Here is a 21,161-nt window from a genome sequence, read left to right on the forward strand (position 1 = left end):
TCTCTTCATTTCAAGCCAACAGGGTGTAGTCGATGGTAGGCAGGCGCAAAGTGAACACTGTGCCCTGCCCAGGCTCCGACTTGAAGGTGAGCTTGCCCCCATGCGACTCGATGATCGACTTGCTGAGCCACAAGCCCACGCCCATGCCCTCGGATTTGGTGGTCTTGAACAGGCTGAAGACATCGTCCTGGCGCTCTGGATCAATGCCCTTGCCGTTGTCCTGCACATGCAGCTCCAGGTGGTCTTCAAACACCTGGCCACGAATGCTCAGGTGTGGGTGCCGCACATGGGATTCCAAAATGGCGTCGATCGCGTTGTTCATCAAATTCAGCACCACCTGCTGCAACTGGGTGGCATCACCCGTCAATCGGAAATTCTCTGCAAACTCAGTGCTCAGACGGATTTCACACTCCAGCAATTTGAAACTGACCAGATCGGCCACATCCATCACCAGGCGCTCGAAGTCTATGCGGGCGTACTCACCCTTGCTCATGCGAAACAGGTTGCGGAGTTTGCGGATGATGTCGCCAGAGCGCTGGGTGTTTTTCACAATCGCATCGGCCACGGTCTTGAGGGTATTCAGATCAGGCTGAGAGTTCTGGTCCATGGCCGCCGAGAGCTTGGTCTGCACCAATTCGGCATGCAGCATGGTGGCCGTCAGCGGCTGGTTCAGCTCATGGGCAAAACTGGCCACCAGAGCGCCCATACCCGCGCTTTTGTTGGACAAGGTCAGCTGACGGAGGATTTCCTCGCGCTCACGCAGCAAGACGCCCAAGTCGTCCGAGTGCTGCTGAAACAAGGCGGCACGCTCCTGTTCGCGGGCCAATTGCTGCTCGGCAAGCAGACGGGCGCGGTGTGTCTGGTCAATGAAAATCTGCATGAACCCCACGTTCAACATGCTGATCGCCACGAACTGGCCTGCAAAAACAATGAACTGGTCCCAAGAGACTTCGTAAAGGTCGGTGGCGCCATAGCCCGTCAGCAAGGCAATGGTCTTGATGCCCAAGGTGACCGTCAACACACCACCTGCAGCCTTGACCGACGTGGCGCCTATTGTGTCGTGCTCGACACCGATGCGCTGACCCGATAAAAAATATTCAAAGCAGTTGAGGGTGAAATAACCGTAAAAGACCAACATGACCACTTCGACCGAAGCACCCGAAAACTGCAAGGCATAGGTCAGGGACACAAACGCCAGATTCAGCAAGCCATGCGTCCACATCCACTGGGCGGAGGCCGCATCGCCCAAAGAACGCAAGGCGATCTGCCGTCCCCAGTTGCCCAAGGTCATGAGCAGCATCCCCAACACGACCACCATGTCGTCACTGAGCACGCCCCGGCTGCCGAAAACACACAAACTCAGCGCACTGAAAATGCCCGACAGACTCCACAGCGACACCAGGCGGCTGCGAAAACGCGCCAGGCCGTACCAAATGGCGGCATGCAGCATCAAATAAAGGAACGCGTCCATCCAGAAGATGGTTTGCACGTCAGGAATCAAAAGGCTCTCCTTGGCTGGCACGAGCCATGCGCAAAACAGCAAGCCCGCGCATGACCGAACAAGCCGCAGATTATGCGGTCAGCGGGGGCCAGGGTGCATGTGCGGGGCTTGGGCCCGCCAAGTCAAGGGCTGGTCGTCGCTGGCTGACCGTAACCCTGCACCGCTGAAAGCGCCCCACCAGCCCGGATGGCAACTGCACAGTACTTGAACTCGGGAATTTTCCCGAAAGGGTCCAGCGCTGCGTTGGTCATCAGGTTGGCCGCTGCTTCGTAATAAGCAAACGGAACAAACACAGCCCCTTGCGGCATGCCATCATCGCGCCGCACATGCAGAGTCACTTGACCTCGACGTGAGGTGATCGTGAACACATCACCCGTCTTCAAGCCCAAATTCGCCAGATCAGCGCCGCACATGGATGCCGTCGCCAAGGGCTCAATGGCATCCAGAACAGTCGCGCGGCGGGTCATGCTGCCCGTGTGCCAGTGCTCCAGCTGGCGACCGGTGATCAACACAAACGGATAGTCAGCATCAGGGCGCTCGTTGGCAGGAATGATGTCCGCTGGCACCAGATTCACGCGACCGTCTGCTGTCGCGAAATGATCCCTAAAGACCGTTGGCTCTCCAGGATCATCGGCACTCAGGCAGGGGTAGGTGACGCTGGACTCGCGTTGCAGTCGCTCCCAAGTAATGCCCCAGATGGCCGTGTGCATGGCTCGACGCATTTCGTCATACACCTGCGCCACACCGTCGAACTCACCTTCGTAACCGCAGGCCAAGGGAAGGCCTCTGCCCTGCTCGCCTGGTAGCGCAGATGGGGTATGCGTCGCATAGGCCCCGACACGCTGCGCCATCTGTTGAATGATCCACAAATCAGGCTTGGCTTGCCCCGGCGGATCGATGGCCTGTTTGCCCAGTTGCACCATGCGGTCGGTGTTGCTCACCGTGCCATTTTTCTCTGGCCACGCGGTGGCGGGCAGCACCACATCGGCCAGCCAGGCGGTTTCGGTCATGAAAATATCCTGCACCACCAGATGCTCAAGCGAGGCCAGCGCGTGACGTGCGTGGTTCAAGTCCGGGTCGCTCATGGCGGGGTTTTCGCCCATGATGTACATGCCGCGCACCTTGTGCGCATCACTCTCGGGCGCCAGGATCTTGCCCATGATTTCCACCACGGTGTAACCCGGTTCGGCATCCAGCGGCGTGCTCCAGAAATCTTCAAACCAGGCATGCGCTTCAGCGTTGCTGACACGCTGGTAGTTGGGAAACATCATCGGGATCAAGCCTGCGTCCGATGCGCCTTGCACATTGTTCTGGCCGCGCAGCGGATGCAGGCCCGAGCCGGGCTTGCCGATCTGTCCGGTCACGGTCACCAGTGCGATCAGGCAACGCACGTTATCGGTACCGTGAACGTGCTGGCTCACGCCCATCCCCCAAAGGATCATGGCCCCCTTGGCCTTGGCGAATTCACGGGCAACTTCGCGCAAAGTTTGCGCTGGAATGCCGCAAATGGGCGCCATCGCTTCGGGGCTATAGCCTTGAACGTTCTCGCGCAGGGCTTCGTAATGGTTGGCCCGCTTGGCAATGAAGTCCTGGTCGGACAAACCCTCTTCAATGACCACATGGATGAGCGCATTGAGCATGGCCACATCGGTGTCGGCTTTGAACTGCAAAGTGCGCCATGCGTGCTGGCCCAGGTCTGTGATGCGCGGATCGGCCAGCACGATCTTGGCGCCGCGTTGCGCGGCATTTTTCATCCAGGTCGCGGCCACGGGATGATTGGCCGTCGGGTTGGAGCCAATCACAAAGATCAGGTCGGAATGCTCGACATCATTGACTTGGTTGCTCACTGCGCCTGAGCCCACACCTTCAAGCAGCGCGGCCACGCTGGAGGCGTGACACAAGCGGGTGCAATGGTCCACGTTGTTGGAGCCGAAACCCGTGCGCACCAGTTTCTGGAACAAGTAGGCTTCTTCATTGCTGCCTTTGGCTGAGCCAAATCCGGCCAGGCTTTTGGGGCCAAACCGATCACGCAAGTTTTTCAACTGGCCTGCACCCAAGGCCAGCGCCTCTTCCCAGGTGGCTTCACGAAACACCTCGGACCAGTCGGCACTGTCTCGGTTCAAGCGGTTGAGCAACTCGGGATCTTTGGCCACGCCAACTTTGCGGATCAAGGGCACTGTCAGTCGCTGAGGGTTGGCGGCATAGTCAAAACCAAAGCGTCCCTTGACGCACAAGCGGCTGTGGTTGGCCGGTCCATCGCGCCCATCAACACCCACGATCACATTGTTCTTGACCTTGTACGTGAGCAGGCAACCCACACCACAAAATGGGCACACAGAGTCCACTTTTTTGTCAACCACTTGCGTGCCCACTTGGGTCTTGGGCATCAGTGCGCCCGTTGGGCAAGCTTGAACGCACTCACCGCAGGCCACACAAGTGCTCTGGCCCATGGCATCGCCCAGGTCAAACACAATGGCGCTGTGTGCTCCACGCATGGCGTAACCGATGACGCCATTGACCTGCTCTTCGCGGCAAGCCCTGACGCAGCGCTTGCACTGGATGCAAGCGTCCAGATTGACCGCCATGGCTGGGTGCGACATATCGGCCTGCGGCTGTTCGCGGCGCAGTGATGCCAGCTCGGGTCGCACGGTGACATCCATGCGGTAAGCCCAATCACTGAGCTCGCCATGCTGGCCTGCATGCGTGCCGCTGCCGTTCGCATCGTTCCATTTGTGCCCCACATCGGGCATGTCGGACAGCAGCAACTCCAGCACCATTTTCTGGCTTTTGACCGCACGCTCGCTTTTGGCCTGAACGTGCATGCCTTCAGTGGCACTGCGGCAGCAACTGGGGGCCAAGGTGCGTTCACCCGCAATTTCAACCACGCAAGCTCGGCAATTGCCGTCCGGGCGGTAGCCCTCTTTGTAACAAAGGTGGGGAATCGCAATGCCATGCCGCTGGGCAGCCTGAAGGATGGTTTCACCCTCATAGGCCTGGATGGATTGCGCATCGAGTTTGAATTCGATGGTTTTCAGTGTCACTTCAGACAGAGAGTTCGGTGCGTTCACAGCGAAGCTCCAATTTCATGGGGAAAATATGTTTGCACGCAACGCACCGGATTGGGCGCTGCCTGACCGAGACCGCAAATGGAAGCGTCGATCATGACGACATTCAGGTCTTCCAGGGTGCGGTTGTCCCACACTTGCGCATGCATGAGGGCCGCCGCCTTGGCCGTACCCACCCGGCAGGGCGTGCACTGACCGCAACTTTCATGCGCAAAAAAACGCATCATGTTCAGGGCCGCATCACGCGCCTGGTCTTGATGGCCCAGCACGATGACCGCTGCCGAACCAATGAAGCAGCCATGGGGCTGCAAGGTGTCAAAGTCCAGTGGCACATCGCCCAAGCTGGCAGGCAATATGCCGCCAGAGGCGCCCCCCGGCAAATAGGCGTAGAACGCGTGTCCTTCAAGCATGCCGCCGCAGTATTCTTCGATCAATTCATTGACGGTGATACCGGCAGGCGCCAGCTTCACCCCCGGGTTTTTGACACGCCCACTCACACTGAAACTGCGCAAGCCTTTGCGACCATGTCGACCAAATGCGCTGAACCATTGCGGGCCCTTTTGGACGATGTCGCGCACCCAAAACAGGGTTTCAAAATTGTGCGCCAGCGTCGGGCGGCCAAACAAACCCAGCTGCGCGATGTAGGGTGGTCGCATGCGTGGCTCGCCGCGCTTGCCCTCGATGCTCTCGATCATGGCGGACTCTTCACCGCAGATATAGGCTCCGGCCCCTCGACGCAGTTCTATCCGAGGCAGTTTGCAAGGCGGGTTGGCACGCAACTTGGCCAGCTCTGCTTGCAAGAGGGCTCGGCAGCCGTGGTATTCATCGCGCAGATAGATGTAGCAAGCGTCAATGCCAACGACCTGGGCGGCCACCAGCATGCCTTCCAGAAAACGGTGTGGATCACGCTCCAGGTAAGTGCGGTCCTTGAACGTGCCAGGCTCACCCTCGTCAATGTTCACGGCCATCAGCTTGGGCGCAGTTTGCTCGCGCACGATGCGCCACTTGCGCCCTGCCGGAAAGCCCGCGCCACCCAAGCCGCGCAGACCCGAGTCCTCCAGGGCTTGAATGACTTGCTCAAAGTCGTGCTGGCCTGCAGCCATGGCTTTGACCAAGGCATAACCGCCCTGCGCCAAATAAGCGTCCAGGCCCACATAGTCAGGGGCTGTTTGCACGTCGCTTATCGGCGACACCGATTTTTCGGCATAGGCTGCAGCGTCGAAGCTGGCCTGGTCAGAAGCTGCGGGATGACTGGCATGGCCCTCGTTCACGGCCTTCGCGACCGATTCGAGGGTGGCATGCGCAACCGGGTGCTGGTGCACCACAACTGCAGGCGCTTGTTCGCATCGCCCGATACATGGCGCAGCAATCACGCGCACTTCACTGTGGCCCAAAATCGCGGGTAATTTTTCCAACAGTTGCGCAGCACCCGCCAGTTCACAGCTCAGGCCATCGCACACACGGACCGTCAGGCCCGGCGCGGCCGCATCGCCCCGAATGACTTCAAAGTGATGGTAGAAAGTCGCAACCTCATAGACCTCGGCCATCGGGATGTTCATCTCTTTGGCCAGCGCCACCAAATGGCGCTCATGCAGGCCGCCAAAGTGGTCATTCAGGACATGCAGATTTTCAATCAACAGGTCACGGCGATGCGGTGCCGCCCCCAATAGCAACCGCAGCTCATCGACTGCGGCATCATCGGCTTGACGACCCTTGAGCTTGCTTTTGTTGCGAATGCGCTGACGCATATCTTCCACTGAAGCCAAGGCAACAGTGGCATCTGATGGAGAAGCTTTGACTGGAAAGTTTTGCATGGTCATCCATTGAAACATACGCCCACCCTGTGGTTGCGCCCGACCCCAAGCCTGCTGCATCTCAACAATAGGCAGCTGTGGGCATCACGAGGGGCGGTCATGAAGCGAAAAACTTGGCAACACTGAGCCAGGTGCGGTAAACACCCCAAGCCAGCGGAAATCCTACTGCGGCCCATGCCAACACGACAAAAATGACATTCACACGGTCAGCACCCCTCGCACCCCGGCTGCGCACCAGTTCTGTGGAGACAGCCCTCTCATGGGCCAAGCGTTTTTCTTCGGCCAGTTCTGCATCCGTCATGAACCATTTGGCATCCAGCGGCTTGACCAGCACATTACAGATCAACCCCACGACCAGCATGCCCACCAGGATGTACATCGTCTGGTTGTAGACCTGCTCGCGAGGGATGCCCAAGCTCAGCTGGTATTCACGCATGTAGTTCACCACCACAGGTCCAAGAACGCCGGCTGTGGCCCAAGCGGTCAACAAACGGCCGTGGATGGCACCGACCATCTGTGTACCAAAAAGGTCCGCCAGATACGCCGGCACCGTGGCAAAGCCGCCGCCATACATGCTCAAAATGATGCAAAAAGCCGACACAAACAAAACGATGTTGCCGGCCGCAGAACTGCCCGGGATGCTGAAATACAGCAGGCCACCCAAGACGAAAATCACCGCATAGGTCAATTTGCGGCCCAGTTTGTCCGACAGACTGGCCCAGAAAAATCGCCCCCCGATGTTGAACAAACTCAACAGGGCGGTAAAACCTGCAGCCACCGTGGCCATGGATTTGAGCTGTTCTTTGTCAAGGTCAGCAAACTTGGCCTGAACACCGATCAAGCTGCCACCGAACACCTCTTGCAACATGGGTGAAGCCATGCCGATCACACCGATTCCGGCACTCACGTTCATGCACAGCACCATCCAGATCAGCCAGAACTGGGGGATGCCCCAGACTTTGCTGACATGCACATGCCGCTGAGTGATCATGGCGTTGTGCACTTGGGCAGGCGGTGGCGTCCAAGCCGCTGGTTTCCAGCCGGTCTCTGGCACGCGGTAACCCCAGGCACCCGCCATCATGAAGGCAAAATAAATCAAGGCCATGACGATGAAGGTTTGCATCACACCCACGTCGGTAGGTGTCGAAAAATATGTCATCAAATCAGCCGCCAAGGGAGAGCCAATCATCGCCCCACCGCCAAAACCCATGATGGCCATGCCTGTCGCCATGCCCCGCCGATCCGGGAACCACTTGATCAGTGTCGAGACAGGCGAGATGTAGCCCAGGCCCAAACCAATGCCCCCAATGACACCGGAGCCGACCAGCATCAACCAGAACTGGTGCAGGTAAACGCCCAAGGCCGACAGCAGCATGCCCCCACACCAGCACACCGCAGACACCACACCCGCTTTGCGCGGCCCTGCTCGCTCCAACCAGCCGCCCCAAGTGGCGGCGCTGGTGCCGAGCAACACAAAGAACAAGGTATACATCCAGCCCAAGGTTGAAATTTGCCAATCACAACGGGTGGTGAAAAGTTGACCCCAAAACCCCACCTCGGGTCCGCACGGTATGGCTTCCTGGATGCCCAAGGCTTTGGACAGCGGCAGCCAAAATACTGAAAAACCATAGGCCATGCCAATGCTCAGGTGAATGGCCAAGGCCGCTGGCGGCACCAGCCAGCGGTTGAAGCCCGGACCGGCAATGATTCTTTCCTTGTCCAGCCAACCGGGGGAATGGGTGCTCATCGGAATTACTCCTGTCGTTGATGTGGCCGCATGGGCTCGATCACGTCATCGGTCGCGCAAGCCAAAAGCTGCGACATACAGCCTGCATGGATGCGCCTGAAGGCAACTGACGACACATCCAACGTCCGTTCAAATCAGGGAAAACTGTCGGTAAAAACTGTTGGGACTAACGCCTTGTCAACAGCCAAAACCATCCCTGAGTCCAGTCAATGCCACCCAGACGGAGGCCGTACTTTGCCAAAATTTTGCCCCCCAGGTCTTCGGTTCAAGCCACAGGTCTGAACAGGACCATGAACCCTCTGGCTCAATAAGTTTCGAGGTGCAGGCGGCCTTCTTTTTTGAGTGCCGCACCCACGGTATCCCAGTCGAGCCCGGCGTTCTGTGCGATGTCTCGCAAGGCCATGACCACGCCCTCTTCCATGCTTTTGAGGCCGCACACATAAAAACAGGTGTTGGGGTCTTTGAGCTGGGCTGCGATGTCGGCAGCGCGATCGCGCATGGCGTCTTGCACGTAACGCTTGGGCTTGCCCACTTCGCGCGAGAACGCGAACTCGGTGTCGATGAAGTCCTTGGGCAGGTTGTTCAGTGGCCCAAAGTACGGCAGCTCGGCCGGCGTGCGGGCCCCAAAGAACAGCATGAGTTTGCCACCCTCGAACTTGCCACTGGCCCGCAGGCGGCGACGCCATTCGGTCATGGCCCGCATGGGCGCGCTGCCGGTTCCGGTGCAGATCATGACGATGTTGCTCTTGGGGTGGTTGGGCATGAGGAAGCTCGCGCCAAACGGCCCGATCACCTGCACTTTTTCACCCACATTCAGATCGCACATGAAGTTGGAAGCCACGCCGCGCACGGGTTGGCCGTCGTGGTCTTCGAGCACGCGTTTGATGGTCAGCGACAGGTTGTTGTGGCCGGGACGCTCGCCGTTGCGGGGGCTGGCAATCGAGTACTGACGCGCATGGTGCGGTTTGCCGTTGGCGTCCACGCCTGGCGGGATGATGCCGATCGATTGGCCTTCGAGCACCGGAAAGGGCAGGCTGCCAAAGTCGAGCACGATGTGGTGGGTGTCGTAGTCTTGCTGGCCTGCTTGTTGGCCCACTTCGGTCACGCGCAGGTTGCCCGTCACGGTGGCGGTGATGGTTTTCTCAGCGGCCTTGGGGCCATAGAGGTTGGTGTAGGCGTGCGCAGCCGACCAAGGGGGGATGGTGGCGCCGAATTGCGCTGAGTTGAAACCCGAGGCGGTGGCGGTGCTGACGGCCGATGAGGATGAAGCAGCGGCTTGTACGGCGGCTTGGGCTTCATCTTGGACCAGACCGGCATCGCCACCAGCCGCGGCCAGTTCTTCGGCGCTCAGTTCAGCAGGCAGGTCGTACCACTTGAGTTGTTCTTCGATGCTGTAGGCCTTGGCTTTGGGCACCATGCGCCAGTTGTCAATCGAGCCGGTGGGGCACGGCGAGATGCAGTCCATGCAACCGTTGCAGACGTCGGCCTTGACCACGTAGTTGAGCGAGTCGTGGGTGATGGCGCCCACAGGGCAGATCGCTTCGCAGGTGTTGCAGCGGATGCAAATTTCCGGGTCGATCAGGTGTTGTTTGATCAGCGTCGCTTCGGTGCTCATGTCTTGGCTCTCTTGTCTGCTTTTGTGGTTTGCTGTCTTGGGTCTGCGTGGTCCGCAACGGTATGGCTGGGGGCCGGGCGCCTCATGCTGGGGTACCAGAAATCGGCGCCCGSCCCCCAGCCATACCGTCGCTCTGTGCCTGCTTCAACGCTCAGAGTCTACTGGGACCCAGATCGCTCAGCACACCCATGTCATTGAAAGGGCAAGGGGCGGGTGACGATTTTCGATACCCCGTCATGAGGAACCCGCCCCTTGCCCTTTCAATGACCGCCTCCACTCAAGGCAGAACATAGAAACAACCAGCCACACAGCCACCAACAGACGCTCAACAAACCCCATGCAGTCGTCAAAGGCAGGGGCNGGGTGACGATTTCTGGTACCCCAGTATGAGGAACCCGCCCCTGCCTTTGACGACTGCCGCCCCCAAAATGGAGGCAGCAGTCAGATCAGAAGATCAATCAGTTGAACCGGACGTAATCAAAGTCCACTGGCTGACGGTTGATGCCCATGACGGGTGGCGCGATCCAGTTGGCGAACTTGCCGGGCTCCACCACACGGCCCATCAGGCTGGCCACATACGCGCGGTCTTCGTTGGTGGGCAACCACTCGCCCACTTTGGCCATCCACTCGGCGTCGGTCACCACACGGCCATCGGGCGTGATCTTGGCACCCGACAAAGAACCGATGTTGCGGTGGAACGCCTTGTGGGGCGCGGTCAAGGTGAAAGGAATACCGGCCTTGGCAATCACGCGGTTCCAACGGTCAATACCGCCTTTGGAGTCCGTGATGTAGTCGTCGCGCAGCACTTCGTTCAAAGCGTTGAGCATCGGCACTTCTTTTTCGACCAGCTTGCCGTCTTCCACCGACAGGATCTTGTAGCTGTTGCCCTTCAAGATGTGGTCATCGGTACGTTTGCCTTCTTCGTAACGGCCTTTCAGGCCCGAGCTGTAGAAGGTGGCGGCATTGGACGACTGGTCGGCACCGAACAAGTCGATGGTCACCGAGAAGTGGAAGTTGATGTAGCGCTGGATGGTGGGCAAATCAATCACGCCCGCAGCGCGCAGCTTGCCCACGTCGTCGGTTTTGAGCTGGTTCATCACGTCCACGGTGCGCTGGATGGTGCGGCTCACACCAGACTCGCCCACAAACATGTGGTGCGCTTCTTCGGTCAGCATGAACTTGGTGGTGCGGGCCAGCGGGTCGAATGCGGATTCGGCCAGGGCGCACAGCTGGAACTTGCCGTCGCGGTCGGTGAAGTAAGTGAACATGAAGAAGGACAACCAGTCAGGGGTCTTCTCGTTGAAGGCCTGCAAGATGCGGGGGTTGTCTTCGTTGCCGCTATTGCGCTGCAGCAGGGCGTCGGCTTCTTCACGGCCGTCCTTGCCGAAGTATTTGTGCAGCAGGTACACCATGGCCCACAGGTGACGGCCTTCTTCGACGTTGATCTGGAACAGGTTGCGCAGGTCGTACATGCTGGGCGCAGTCAGGCCCAGGTGGCGCTGCTGCTCCACCGATGCGGGCTCGGTGTCGCCTTGCGTGACGATGATGCGGCGCAGGTTGGCGCGGTGTTCGCCAGGCACGTCTTGCCAGGCTTTCTCGCCGATGTTGTCACCAAAATGGATCTTGCGGTCTTGCTCACCGGGGTTCAAAAACACGCCCCAACGGTAGTCGCGCATCTTGACGTGGCCAAACTGGGCCCAGCCTTGCGGGTCCACGCTCACGGCGGTGCGCAGGTACACGTCCATGTCGGTCGAGCCTTCGGGGCCCATGTCATCCCACCAGTTGATGAAGTTGGGCTGCCACTGCTCCAAGGCGCGTTGCAGCGTACGGTCTTCGCTCAAGTTGACGTTGTTGGGAATTTTTTCGCTGTAGTTGATACCGGACATCATGATCTCCTGGGGGGTTAATCGGGTTGAGTTGTTTCGGGTTATGCGTTCGGCGTTGAGCGTTGTTGACCAGCTTCACGCTGAACCCTCAACGCATAACGCTGAACAAATCAGACGCGGTTCAAGTCGAAGCTGACTTTTTCGCCTTTGCCGTAAACCTTCAGCGCACCTTTTTCGCCGACGGCGTTGGGGCGCTGGAAGATCCAGTTTTGCCATGCGGTCAAGCGACCAAAAATTCGGGTCAGCATGTTCTCTTGCTGGGCAAAACGCAGGTTTGCTTCCAGACCGGTCAGCGCATCGGGCGACATGGAAGAACGCTCTTCCAGGGCCAGGCGGATTTCGTCGGCCCAGTCAATGTCGTCCGGGGCGGCAGTGACCAAACCCAAAGCCAAGGCTGCATCGGCGTCCAAGGCCTTGCCAATCGCGCCGCGAGCGGCTTCCATGGCAGGCACTTCTTCATAAAAGCGGCGCTGCAAGCGGGTCTGGTCGTTGACCATGGGGAAGAAACCGAAGTTCATTTCGTTCAGCTGGATCTTGGGGGCCTTGGCTTCGTCGTCCGGCAGCGCCAGCATGTAGGCGCGGTCGGCGCAGAAGACCAATTCGGCGAGTGTGCCGACAAAACAAGTCCCTTCTTCAACCAAGGCAAACAGGCTGCGCGAGGTCACGTCCATGCGGGCCAGCGTGCGGCGCAGGTGGCCGATGGTCTCGCGCACCAGCCAGTGGTCCTTGTTCGCCAGCATCGTGGCGTCAGAGGCCAGCACAGCAGCGGCGTCACCCGAGGTCTTGAGCACCCAAGTGCCGATGTCCAGTTCGTTGGTGCGCATGTGCAAGATGGCGTCATCGAGTTCGCGCACCATTTGCAGAGGCCACCAGTTCATGCCTGCGGCTTCGATGCCGGCGATGTCGGTGGGCTGAGCCGTGGCAGGGGCCTTGACGGTGAAGGTGGCGATACGCTTGGCGCGGTCGATCTCCACAGTAACGTTGGTGTATGTCAACGCGTCAGCGGCGATGCTGCGGTTCAAAGGTGTCAGCGTCACGCCTTTGGCACCCACGGGGCGAATGCTGTCAGCGGCCAGCTTGGCGGCGCGTGCCTTCACCACATCCTTGAACACAGCGGGCTTGGCGATCGCGTCGACCAAGCGCCAGTCCACGGCTTTTTGACCGCGCACACCTTCGACGCTGGTGCAGAAGATGTCGGCCAGGTCGTGGCGCACATGGCGCTTGTCGGTCACGCGGGTCAGACCACCGGTGCCGGGCAGCACGCCGAGCAATGGCACTTCGGGCAGCGACACGGCGCTCGAGCGGTCGTCCACCAGCACGATGTCGTCGCACGCCAGCGCCAGCTCGTAGCCGCCGCCAGCGCAAGCGCCGTTCAGGGCGGCCACAAATTTCAGGCCATCGTGCTTGCTGGAGTCTTCGATGCCGTTGCGGGTTTCGTTGGTGAACTTGCAAAAATTCACTTTCCAGCCGTGGGTGGACACACCCAGCATGAAAATGTTGGCACCCGAGCAGAACACACGGTCCTTCAAGCTGGTCACGACCACAGTGCGCACTTCGGGGTGCTCGAAACGGATGCGCTGCAGCGCGTCGTGCAACTCGATGTCCACGCCCAGGTCATAGCTGTTGAGTTTGAGCTTGTAGCCGGGGCGGATGCCAGCGTCTTCGTTGATGTTGATCGACAAGGTGGCGATCTCGCCGTCAAAAGACAGTTGGATGTGTTTGTATTCGGCAGGGCTGGTCTGGTAATTGACTTGGAAATTCGTGCTCATGGGGGTCTCCGTCGGTGATGTCAGGCTTGGGTTCTGTCAAGAAATGCATTTCAGTGCATGTTACAGTGAAGTTTAGTGCAGGTTAACCACCACCACAACATGCACTTTAATTCATTTTGTCAGTATTTACCCTAGGAAATGAAATTTCCTGCATCCGCTCACGTCGCCAAGCTCAAATGCTGGCGAACCGAAGACCGCAAGGCCTCGAACGCCTGGTCTTCGGTGCGCCCACTGGTGTTGATGGCCATGTCGGCCTTGGAATAGAAGGCCGAGCGACCTTCCAGGATGCGCTTGAGGTCTTCCATGGCCTCGCGGCTGGCCGCCATGGGCCGCATGTCGCCTTGTGCGGCCACGCGCCCCATGTGGTCAGCGGCGTCGGCCTGCAACCACACGGTGGTGCAGTGCGAGAGCAGCACATTGAAATTGGCCGAATCGGACACCAAACCGCCGGGCGTGGCAATCACGACTTCGGGGTAGATCTGGATGGCTTCTTCGAGGGCGCGGCGTTCGTAACGGCGGTAAGCGTTGGCACCGTAGAGGTTGTGGATTTCACTGATCTGGCAACCGGCGAACTGCTCGATCTCGCGGCTCAGCTCAATGAAGGGAAAGCCCAGATCGTCGGCCAAGCGCTGGCCCAGCGCGGTTTTGCCCGCGCCGCGCAAGCCAACCAGCGCGATGCGGCTCTTGCGCTCTTGCGCGTTGCCACCCTCGCCAAACATGTCGCTCAGTTGCAGACGGGCACGGCGCAGATCGGCCTCGCTTCGTTTGGAGAGCAAGTCCCGAATCAGCAGCCACTCGGGCGAGGTGGTCGTCATGTCGCCCAGCAACTCGGCCAGCGAGCACTGCAAGGCATGGGCCACCTGCAGCAGCACCAGCACCGAGACATTGCCCGTGCCGTATTCGAGGTTGGCCAAATGGCGCTCGGACACATCGGCCGCCACGGCCACGGCGCGGCGCGTCATGCCTTTGCGTGAACGCAAATTGCGCACGCGCTCGCCCAGCGCTTCCAGAAAAGGACTGCGTTTGGTGTCGGGCTCGGTGGGATCGGTGGGATCGGTGGACAGCTTGACTTCAGAGGTCATGTTCAACAAAGCGCTTCAAAACAGGGAAAACCCTAGGATTTCAAACAACCCAAAATATGCACTTTACTGCATACTATGTAGGACGCACAATAGTGCATAAGAAGGTGTTTATACCGCCAACTGGCGCACTTGAACACAGACCCCCGAAATAAAAGGAGACACAGCTTGCGCCCAGCAGCCCCACCCCCGACCGAATTCAATTTCGCCCAGCACCTGATCGCCAGCAACGCAGGGCGACCGGACAAAACAGCGCTGGTGGACGATGCAGGCTCGCTCCAATACGGTTCGCTGGCCGACCAGATTCGCCGCTTTGCCGGAGGGCTGCAGGCCATGGGGCTCAAGCGCGAAGAGCGCGTGCTCTTGCTCATGCACGACTGCAGCGACTGGGTGGTGGCCTTTTTGGGCGCGCTCTATGCGGGCGTGGTGCCGGTGGCCGTGAACACCTTGCTCACCGCCGAAGACTATGCCTTCATGCTGCGCAACAGCCGCGCCCAAGCCGCCCTGGTCTCGGGCGCCCTGCTGCCCACCCTGCAAAGTGCCCTGGATCTGGTCAAAACCGAGGTGCGCCAAGTCGTGGTCTCGCGCCCCACAGGCGCCTTGGCCCAAGGCCAATTCAACATGGCCGACTTTGTCGCCCAAAACAACCCCGTGTTGCCCGCCCTGACCCTGGCCGATGAGCCGGCCTTCTGGTTGTATTCGTCCGGCTCCACCGGCCAACCCAAGGGCACGGTGCACAGCCAGGGCAACCTGTACTGGACGGCCGCGCTGTATGGCCAAGGCGTGCTGAACCTGCAGGAAAGCGACACCGTGTTCTCGGCCGCCAAGCTGTTCTTTGCCTATGGCCTGGGCAACGCCCTCACCTTCCCCTTGAGCGTGGGAGCCACAGTGGTGCTGATGGCCGAGCGCCCCACCCCGCAAGCCACGTTCAAGCGCCTGGTCGACCACCAGCCCACGGTGTTTTATGGCGCCCCCACCGGTTATGGCGGCATGCTGGCCAACCCCGAATTGCCCGCCAAAAGCCAGGTGGCTTTGCGCCTGTGCTCATCGGCCGGTGAAGCCTTGCCGCGCGACATCGCCGAGCGCTGGAGTGCCCATTTCGGCTGCGACATCATCGACGGCATCGGCTCCACCGAAATGCTGCACGTCTTTTTGTCCAACCGCCCGGGCGACGTGCGTTACGGCACCACGGGCAAGGCTGTGCCCGGCTACGAAGTCCAGTTGCGTAACGAAGACGGCAGCGTGGTGACCGGCGCCAACGAGATCGGCGACCTCTACATCCAGGGCCCCAGCAGCGCCCTGATGTACTGGAACAACCGCGAGAAATCGCGCGACACCTTCCAGGGCGTCTGGACCAAAAGCGGCGACAAATACACCCGCGACCCCGATGGCTACTACACCTACGCGGGCCGCAACGACGACATGCTCAAGGTCAGCGGCATTTACGTGTCGCCTTTTGAGGTCGAGTCCACGCTGGTGCAACACCCCGCTGTTCTTGAAGCGGCCGTCATAGGCAAGGAAGACACCGACGGCCTGACCAAGACCAAGGCCTTCATCGTGCTGAAGGCGGGCCAGAGCCTGACACAAGACGAGGTCAAGGCGTTCGTGAAGGAGCGCCTGGCCCCCTACAAGTACCCGCGTTTCATCGAGTTTGTGGCCGAGTTGCCCAAGACCGCCACGGGCAAGATCCAGCGCTTTCGCTTGCGCGATCTGGAAAAAGCGCAATGAGCCCCCTCAGCGGGGCCATGCACAGCGGATGCGGTGTGGACCACCAGCTGATTCACCCATTGTGCTTCAACCCTCCTGCCTCTTTATAGATTCGGCCCGATGAAGTCTGAGCCGCGTGTTGCCGGTTGGGAGGATTTTGTGGGAGCTTGCCAGCCAAGCGAAAAGCCTGTGGTCCACAAGCGTCCGATCGCCAGCAGGGCTAGCTCCCACAAGGTGCAAGGTTGAAGTCACCCTGCAGACTTCAAAGGGCCGGATCAATATGAAGATTGCTTCAGCCACACAGACTGCGGCTCGCCCGGTGAAAGCGGTGCGGATGCCTCAAACCGCGCCATCGGGCCGGTCAGCACTCACCACCCGATTGATTTCAGTTTGCAAAGCGATTTGCGACATGGGCTTGGAGACATAGCCATCGGCTCCAGCGGCCAAAAAGCGCTCCTTGTCGCCGGTCATCGCATGCGCGGTGACCATCAAGACCGGTGTTCTGCGCCCTGTTCCGGCTTCTTTTTCGCGCAGCAAACGCAAGGCCGTCAGGCCATCCATGACCGGCATCATCACGTCCATGAGCACCACATCAAAGTGCTGCTGCGCCAGCAAGTCCAGGGCGTGCTGCCCGTCGTTGGCAGTGTCATAGTCATAGCCCATGCGCTGCAACATGATTTCGGCCAATTTGCGGTTGATGTCGTGGTCTTCCACCAGTAAAACCGACAACAAACGCGCAGATTCCGAGGCGTAAGAACTGGCAGCTTCAGCTTTGCTCACTGTGGCTTCCAGGCTCAAATCCCGCTGCACGGGCTTGATCGGCACAGTGGTCACAAAGGTGGCGCCCTGCCCGGGCTGGCTGTGTGCGGTGATGTCCCCGCCCATCAGCTGGATCAGGCTGCGCGTGATCGCCAACCCCAGGCCCGTGCCTCCAAAAGAGCGGGTCACAGAACCGTCAGCCTGCGTGAACGGACTGAACAAGGCGTCCGTGCGGGCAGGATCAAAACCAATGCCTGTATCGGTGATGCTGATGCGCAGCAGACATTCCTGGGCATCGGCGACGGGCAAAACTTCGGTATGCACGGTCACGCTGCCATGGTCCGTGAACTTGATGGCATTGCCAATCAAATTGGTCAGCACCTGGCGCATGCGCACGGGATCGAGCCACACCAGGTCGGGCACGGATGCATCGGTCAGAACGCGCAGCTCAACCCCCTTGACCCGCGCAAGTTGCTCCAGCGAACGTGCCGTGTGCCGAATCAACTGAGAGGGCACCACCTCCAAAAGCTCCAACTCCAGGGCATTGGCCTCGATTTTTGAAAAATCCAGAATCTCATTGATGATGTGCAACAAGTGGTGGGCTGAATCACGGGCCAGCGTCAAATACTCCTTTTGCTGCTTCGCATCTTGGGTATCCAGCGCCAGCTCGGTCATGCCCAGAATGCCGTTCATGGGGGTGCGGATTTCGTGGCTCATATTGGCCAGGAACTCTCCCCTCAAGCGGTTGGCCTGCTCGGCCTTGTCTTTGGCGTCCACCAGCATGTCCTGCGCATCCTGAATGGCCGTGAAATCCTGCATCACGCCAATGAAAAAATGCGCATTGTCGACCCGTGTTTCGCTGATGGTCAGGCGCACAGGAAACGAAGTCCCGTCCTGACGCCGCCCCTGCAGCACGCGGGGCTGATTGAGCAGTTTCTTCTCGCCACTGCTGAGATAGGTTTCCATATACACATCGTGCCGACTGCTCTCCGAAGGATTCATCAGCAAGTTGATGCGTTGTCCCATGAGCTGGTCCATGCGGTAGCCAAAAATGGCTGTGGTCGCGTCATTGCACTGAACGATGTGTCCTTGCGCATCCGCCACCACAATGGCCTCGGGCACCGACTGGAAAATGCTGTTGAGCTTGCTCTCGCTCAAACGCAAATCACGTTCAACCGATTTGCGCTCCGTGATCTCATCGCTCAGCTGCCCAATGGCCTGCTTGCGCTCGGCAGACAACTGCCGCGCCCCCAACAAGGCGCCTCGCAGGCGACGCACCGAAAACCAGATCAGCCACAGCCCCCCAAACAGCAGCGCCAGCAAGATGTAAAAAGTCCGGTTAAGCACCTCGGTGCTGGCCAATTGCCATTGCGACACCGGCAAAATCACCTCAAGTGCACCGCGCACATCGCCTTCTTTCCAGTCCGTGCGGGGCGAGCCGGGGTAGCTGTTGTGGCATGCCACGCATTTGGGCAACATGCGGTCAGCTTGTGCATAGCGCAAGACACGTTCGCCGTTCATGATCTCTTCGCGCACAAAAGGCTCATCGGGATGGGACTTGAGGTGTTGCAGCGCTTGCTGCTGAAAGCTGTCCAGCTGCTGCTCTGCCAGGCGCCATGGAAAGGGCTGCGCGCTGTACAGGCGCACCTGGGTGCCGCCATCCACCTTGGACAAGTAGTGGCCCAGGTCAATGGTCAAGGTCGCGGGCAGGGGCAAGGCGTTGTCACGCTGCTTGTAGTCGTGCGTGATCTCCATGCCGCCTCTCACGGCGCGGGGCACCAATTCCTGGGTGTAGAAATTGCGAAACTGCGTGACCGAAGCCGCATGGGCTGCCGCACTTTCAGTCGCATATTGCTGCACCACACGTTCGCTGGACTGGTAGGTGTAGAGCACCATCCACACACCCATGGTCAGCAATACGACCCCTAACCACTGCATAGGCCAGCGCAGCAGCCATTGCTGAAAACCGGAAATCAAACTGTAAAAAACCTTCACATGCAACTTTCAAATATCCGCGGGATGATAGCAATGAATACTTTGATACCCACAAATATGAATCTACTGACCAATAAGAATGCACGCTACTGTGCAACCCCATCACGGATCACGGGGCTCAGCCGCCAGCGCATCAGCACTCACTCAAGGACCCGCTGAAGCCAGCACTTGCTCGATCTTGCCGATCAGCCACAAAGCCGCCGGAGACAGCACCCGCCCTTGGGCATGGATGACCGATGTGGCCAGCGCCTGTGCAGCTGCGTACTGCACATGCGGTAAGGCGACACAAGGCTCAACGGGCAGCGAGGCGCACATCGCCTCGTGCGTAGCGAACAAGACACAGTCACTGGACAGCATCACCGACCGCAGCACGGCCACACTGTCGCAGCTCAGGCCAACAGGCAATTCTTCGTGGTGCTGCAGTTGATAGATCTCTTGCAGGGCCAGTCTGGCCTGATTGGGCAGCACCGGGCCGATGAGCTTGTACTGGCGCATCGCCCGGCGCTGCGCCAATGCATCCAGCCCCAGCAAGGGGTGAGCCTGACGCACAAAAAACCCAAATCGCTGCGTCGGCAAGGGGTGCACGGCAAAGTCGGCAGGCGGCGGCAAACTGTGGGTCAACGCCACCACAAAATCAAGTTCATTGCGTTGCAACTTGCCCCTGAGCCGTTGCCAGTTGCCAATGTCCACATCCACCGTCAGGCCCGGTTTTTCCTGCACCTGCTCGATCAGCAGCCGAGTCAAAAAAGCTTCTGCGGGGAAAACCCCGACACCGAAATTGACATGCCCAGAATCCACCCCGACCAATTGCTGTGCTTCGCGCTTGAGGCTCTCCGCATCGCCCAAAATTTGCAAGGCCCGGGGCAATATGCGATGCCCGGCGTCGGTCAAGCTCACCCCATCATGTGCCCTGTTGAGCAACTGCAAACCCAATGACTCTTCCAGCGTCTGGATGCTGCGTGTGAGCGCCGGCTGGGTCAGGTTCAGGCGCAGCGCCGCCTTGAGGAAGGATTTCTCCTCCGCGATGACGGCCAGATGATGCAGTCTGCGCAAGTTCAACATATAAAAATATTTTATGAAAATTCTATTTTTTTGCAATTGTTTTTATTGACCACACGCTCTAAGCTGATCCCGGCGCCACCTTCAAGCAAGGTTGGCATCACCGAAAAAAACCACAGGAGACCTCCATGACAACACCTCTCAAGTCTTTTCATCCGAGCCAGCGACGGACCTGGGCACGCGCCCTGATCGCCAGCCTTTGCATCGGGTCACTCTCGGGACTGGCTTTGGCACAAGACACCGTCTGGCCCACACCCGGCAAACCTGTCCGAATCGTCGTGCCCAGCCCGGCCGGCGCAGGCACCGACGTGCTGGCCAGACTGCTGGCACGCAAGCTCACTGAAGACACCGGCGGCGTGTTCGTGGTCGACAACAAACCAGGCGCGGGCACCATCATCGGCGCTCAGGATGTGGCCAAATCGGCCAACGATGGCCACACCCTGCTCTACACCTTCGTCATCACCCACACCCAAAACCCTCACCTCTACAGCAAGCTGCCCTACGACGCGTTCAAGGACTTCACGCCCGTGGTCCAGGTTGCCCGGTCGGCCACTGTGCTCGTGGTCAAAAAGGATTCGCCTTTCAACTCTGTGCAAGACCTGGTGAGCCACGCCCGCAAGAACCCCGGCAAGCTCAACTTCGCCAGCTACAGCCAGGGCTCCACCTCGCACCTGAACGCCGAGTTGCTGATGATGCAAACCAAAACCCAAATGGTGCACATCCCCTTCAAAGGTTCACCGGATGCCACACGGGCACTGATGGCTGGCGACGTACACTTTTACTTTGATGGCACAGCCACAGCGGTGCAAGGGGCCAATGCCGGCCGCTTCAAGCTGCTGGGCACGGCCACAGAAAAGCGCCTGCAAGTGCTGCCCGACTTGCCCACCATGACCGAACAAGGCGTCGAGGGCATTGACATCGTGGGCTGGCAAGGCCTGTTTGCTCCCGGCAACACCGCCGCGCCTTTGGCCAAAAAAATATCGGATGCAGTCAACAAGGCTTTGCGCACAACGGATGTCAGCCAAATGATCACCACCCAAGGCAACGAGGTCAGTGGTGTGGGGCCTGACGAATTCGCCCGAATCGTGAAAAGCGACCATGAACGCTGGGGCACCGTGATCAAACGCCTGAACCTCAAACTCGACTGAACCCCCACACACAAGGA

General features: G+C 59.3%; 12 protein-coding genes. 2 read left to right on the forward strand and 10 right to left on the reverse strand.

The genetic code is table 11. From position 1 onward, the window contains the following. Positions 1–10: 10 nt before the first annotated feature. The 8 genes from AMM33_RS20375 to AMM33_RS20410 all read right to left on the reverse strand — a co-directional run bounded on the left by AMM33_RS20375 (position 11) and on the right by AMM33_RS20410 (position 14,479). Positions 11–1,501 carry a sensor histidine kinase gene (locus tag AMM33_RS20375; protein ID WP_194945612.1) on the reverse strand — a complete coding sequence of 497 codons (1,491 nt, stop codon included), beginning with the start codon at positions 1,499–1,501 and terminating at the stop codon, positions 11–13. Positions 1,502–1,623: 122 nt separating this feature from the next. Further along, positions 1,624–4,569, reverse strand: coding sequence for a molybdopterin-dependent oxidoreductase (locus tag AMM33_RS20380; protein WP_090143071.1), 2,946 nt, complete (start codon positions 4,567–4,569; stop codon positions 1,624–1,626). Further along, the gene (locus AMM33_RS20385; RefSeq protein ID WP_228768276.1) at positions 4,566–6,380 is read right to left on the reverse strand and encodes an NADH-ubiquinone oxidoreductase-F iron-sulfur binding region domain-containing protein; all 1,815 of its coding nucleotides are present in this window, start codon (positions 6,378–6,380) and stop codon (positions 4,566–4,568) included. Before AMM33_RS20385 ends, AMM33_RS20380 begins: the two co-directional genes overlap by 4 nt. 97 nt (positions 6,381–6,477) lie before the next feature. Beyond that, on the reverse strand, positions 6,478–8,127 hold the full coding sequence (locus AMM33_RS20390) for an OFA family MFS transporter (protein ID WP_090143072.1): 1,650 nt from the start codon (positions 8,125–8,127) through the stop codon (positions 6,478–6,480). A gap of 304 nt (positions 8,128–8,431) precedes the next feature. Beyond that, entirely contained in the window at positions 8,432–9,742 is a 1,311-nt protein-coding gene (gene boxA, locus AMM33_RS20395; protein ID WP_090143073.1) for a benzoyl-CoA 2,3-epoxidase subunit BoxA, read from the reverse strand. 458 nt (positions 9,743–10,200) lie between these two features. Further along, complete coding sequence (boxB, locus tag AMM33_RS20400; RefSeq protein ID WP_090143100.1) at positions 10,201–11,628, reverse strand: benzoyl-CoA 2,3-epoxidase subunit BoxB; 1,428 nt, start codon at positions 11,626–11,628, stop codon at positions 10,201–10,203. A 110-nt stretch (positions 11,629–11,738) separates the two neighbouring features. Continuing rightward, positions 11,739–13,397: a 2,3-epoxybenzoyl-CoA dihydrolase gene (gene boxC / locus AMM33_RS20405; RefSeq protein ID WP_090143074.1), complete on the reverse strand. Its 1,659-nt coding sequence runs from the start codon at positions 13,395–13,397 to the stop codon at positions 11,739–11,741. A gap of 158 nt (positions 13,398–13,555) precedes the next feature. After that, positions 13,556–14,479 carry a helix-turn-helix transcriptional regulator gene (locus tag AMM33_RS20410; RefSeq protein ID WP_090143075.1) on the reverse strand — a complete coding sequence of 308 codons (924 nt, stop codon included), beginning with the start codon at positions 14,477–14,479 and terminating at the stop codon, positions 13,556–13,558. Between the two features lie 165 nt (positions 14,480–14,644). On the opposite strand from AMM33_RS20410, the gene AMM33_RS20415 reads away from it, so the two are divergent. Continuing rightward, on the forward strand, positions 14,645–16,204 hold the full coding sequence (locus tag AMM33_RS20415; RefSeq protein ID WP_090143076.1) for a benzoate-CoA ligase family protein: 1,560 nt from the start codon (positions 14,645–14,647) through the stop codon (positions 16,202–16,204). A gap of 318 nt (positions 16,205–16,522) precedes the next feature. On the opposite strand, the gene AMM33_RS20420 is transcribed toward AMM33_RS20415, so the two are convergent. Next, positions 16,523–18,937, reverse strand: coding sequence for a response regulator (locus AMM33_RS20420; RefSeq protein WP_194945613.1), 2,415 nt, complete (start codon positions 18,935–18,937; stop codon positions 16,523–16,525). Between the two features lie 144 nt (positions 18,938–19,081). Then, positions 19,082–19,999 (reverse strand): LysR family transcriptional regulator, encoded by a 918-nt coding sequence (locus AMM33_RS20425; protein WP_090143078.1) that lies wholly within the window; start codon positions 19,997–19,999, stop codon positions 19,082–19,084. Positions 20,000–20,124: 125 nt separating this feature from the next. Here AMM33_RS20425 and AMM33_RS20430 point away from each other — a divergent pair, with 125 nt between their 5' ends. Further along, the gene (locus AMM33_RS20430) at positions 20,125–21,144 is read left to right on the forward strand and encodes a Bug family tripartite tricarboxylate transporter substrate binding protein (RefSeq protein ID WP_090143079.1); all 1,020 of its coding nucleotides are present in this window, start codon (positions 20,125–20,127) and stop codon (positions 21,142–21,144) included. The last annotated feature ends 17 nt before the right edge of the window (positions 21,145–21,161 follow it).

The sequence above is a fragment of the Limnohabitans sp. DM1 genome (assembly GCF_001269385.1).
In the GTDB taxonomy this organism is placed as follows: Bacteria; Pseudomonadota; Gammaproteobacteria; order Burkholderiales; family Burkholderiaceae_C; genus Limnohabitans_A.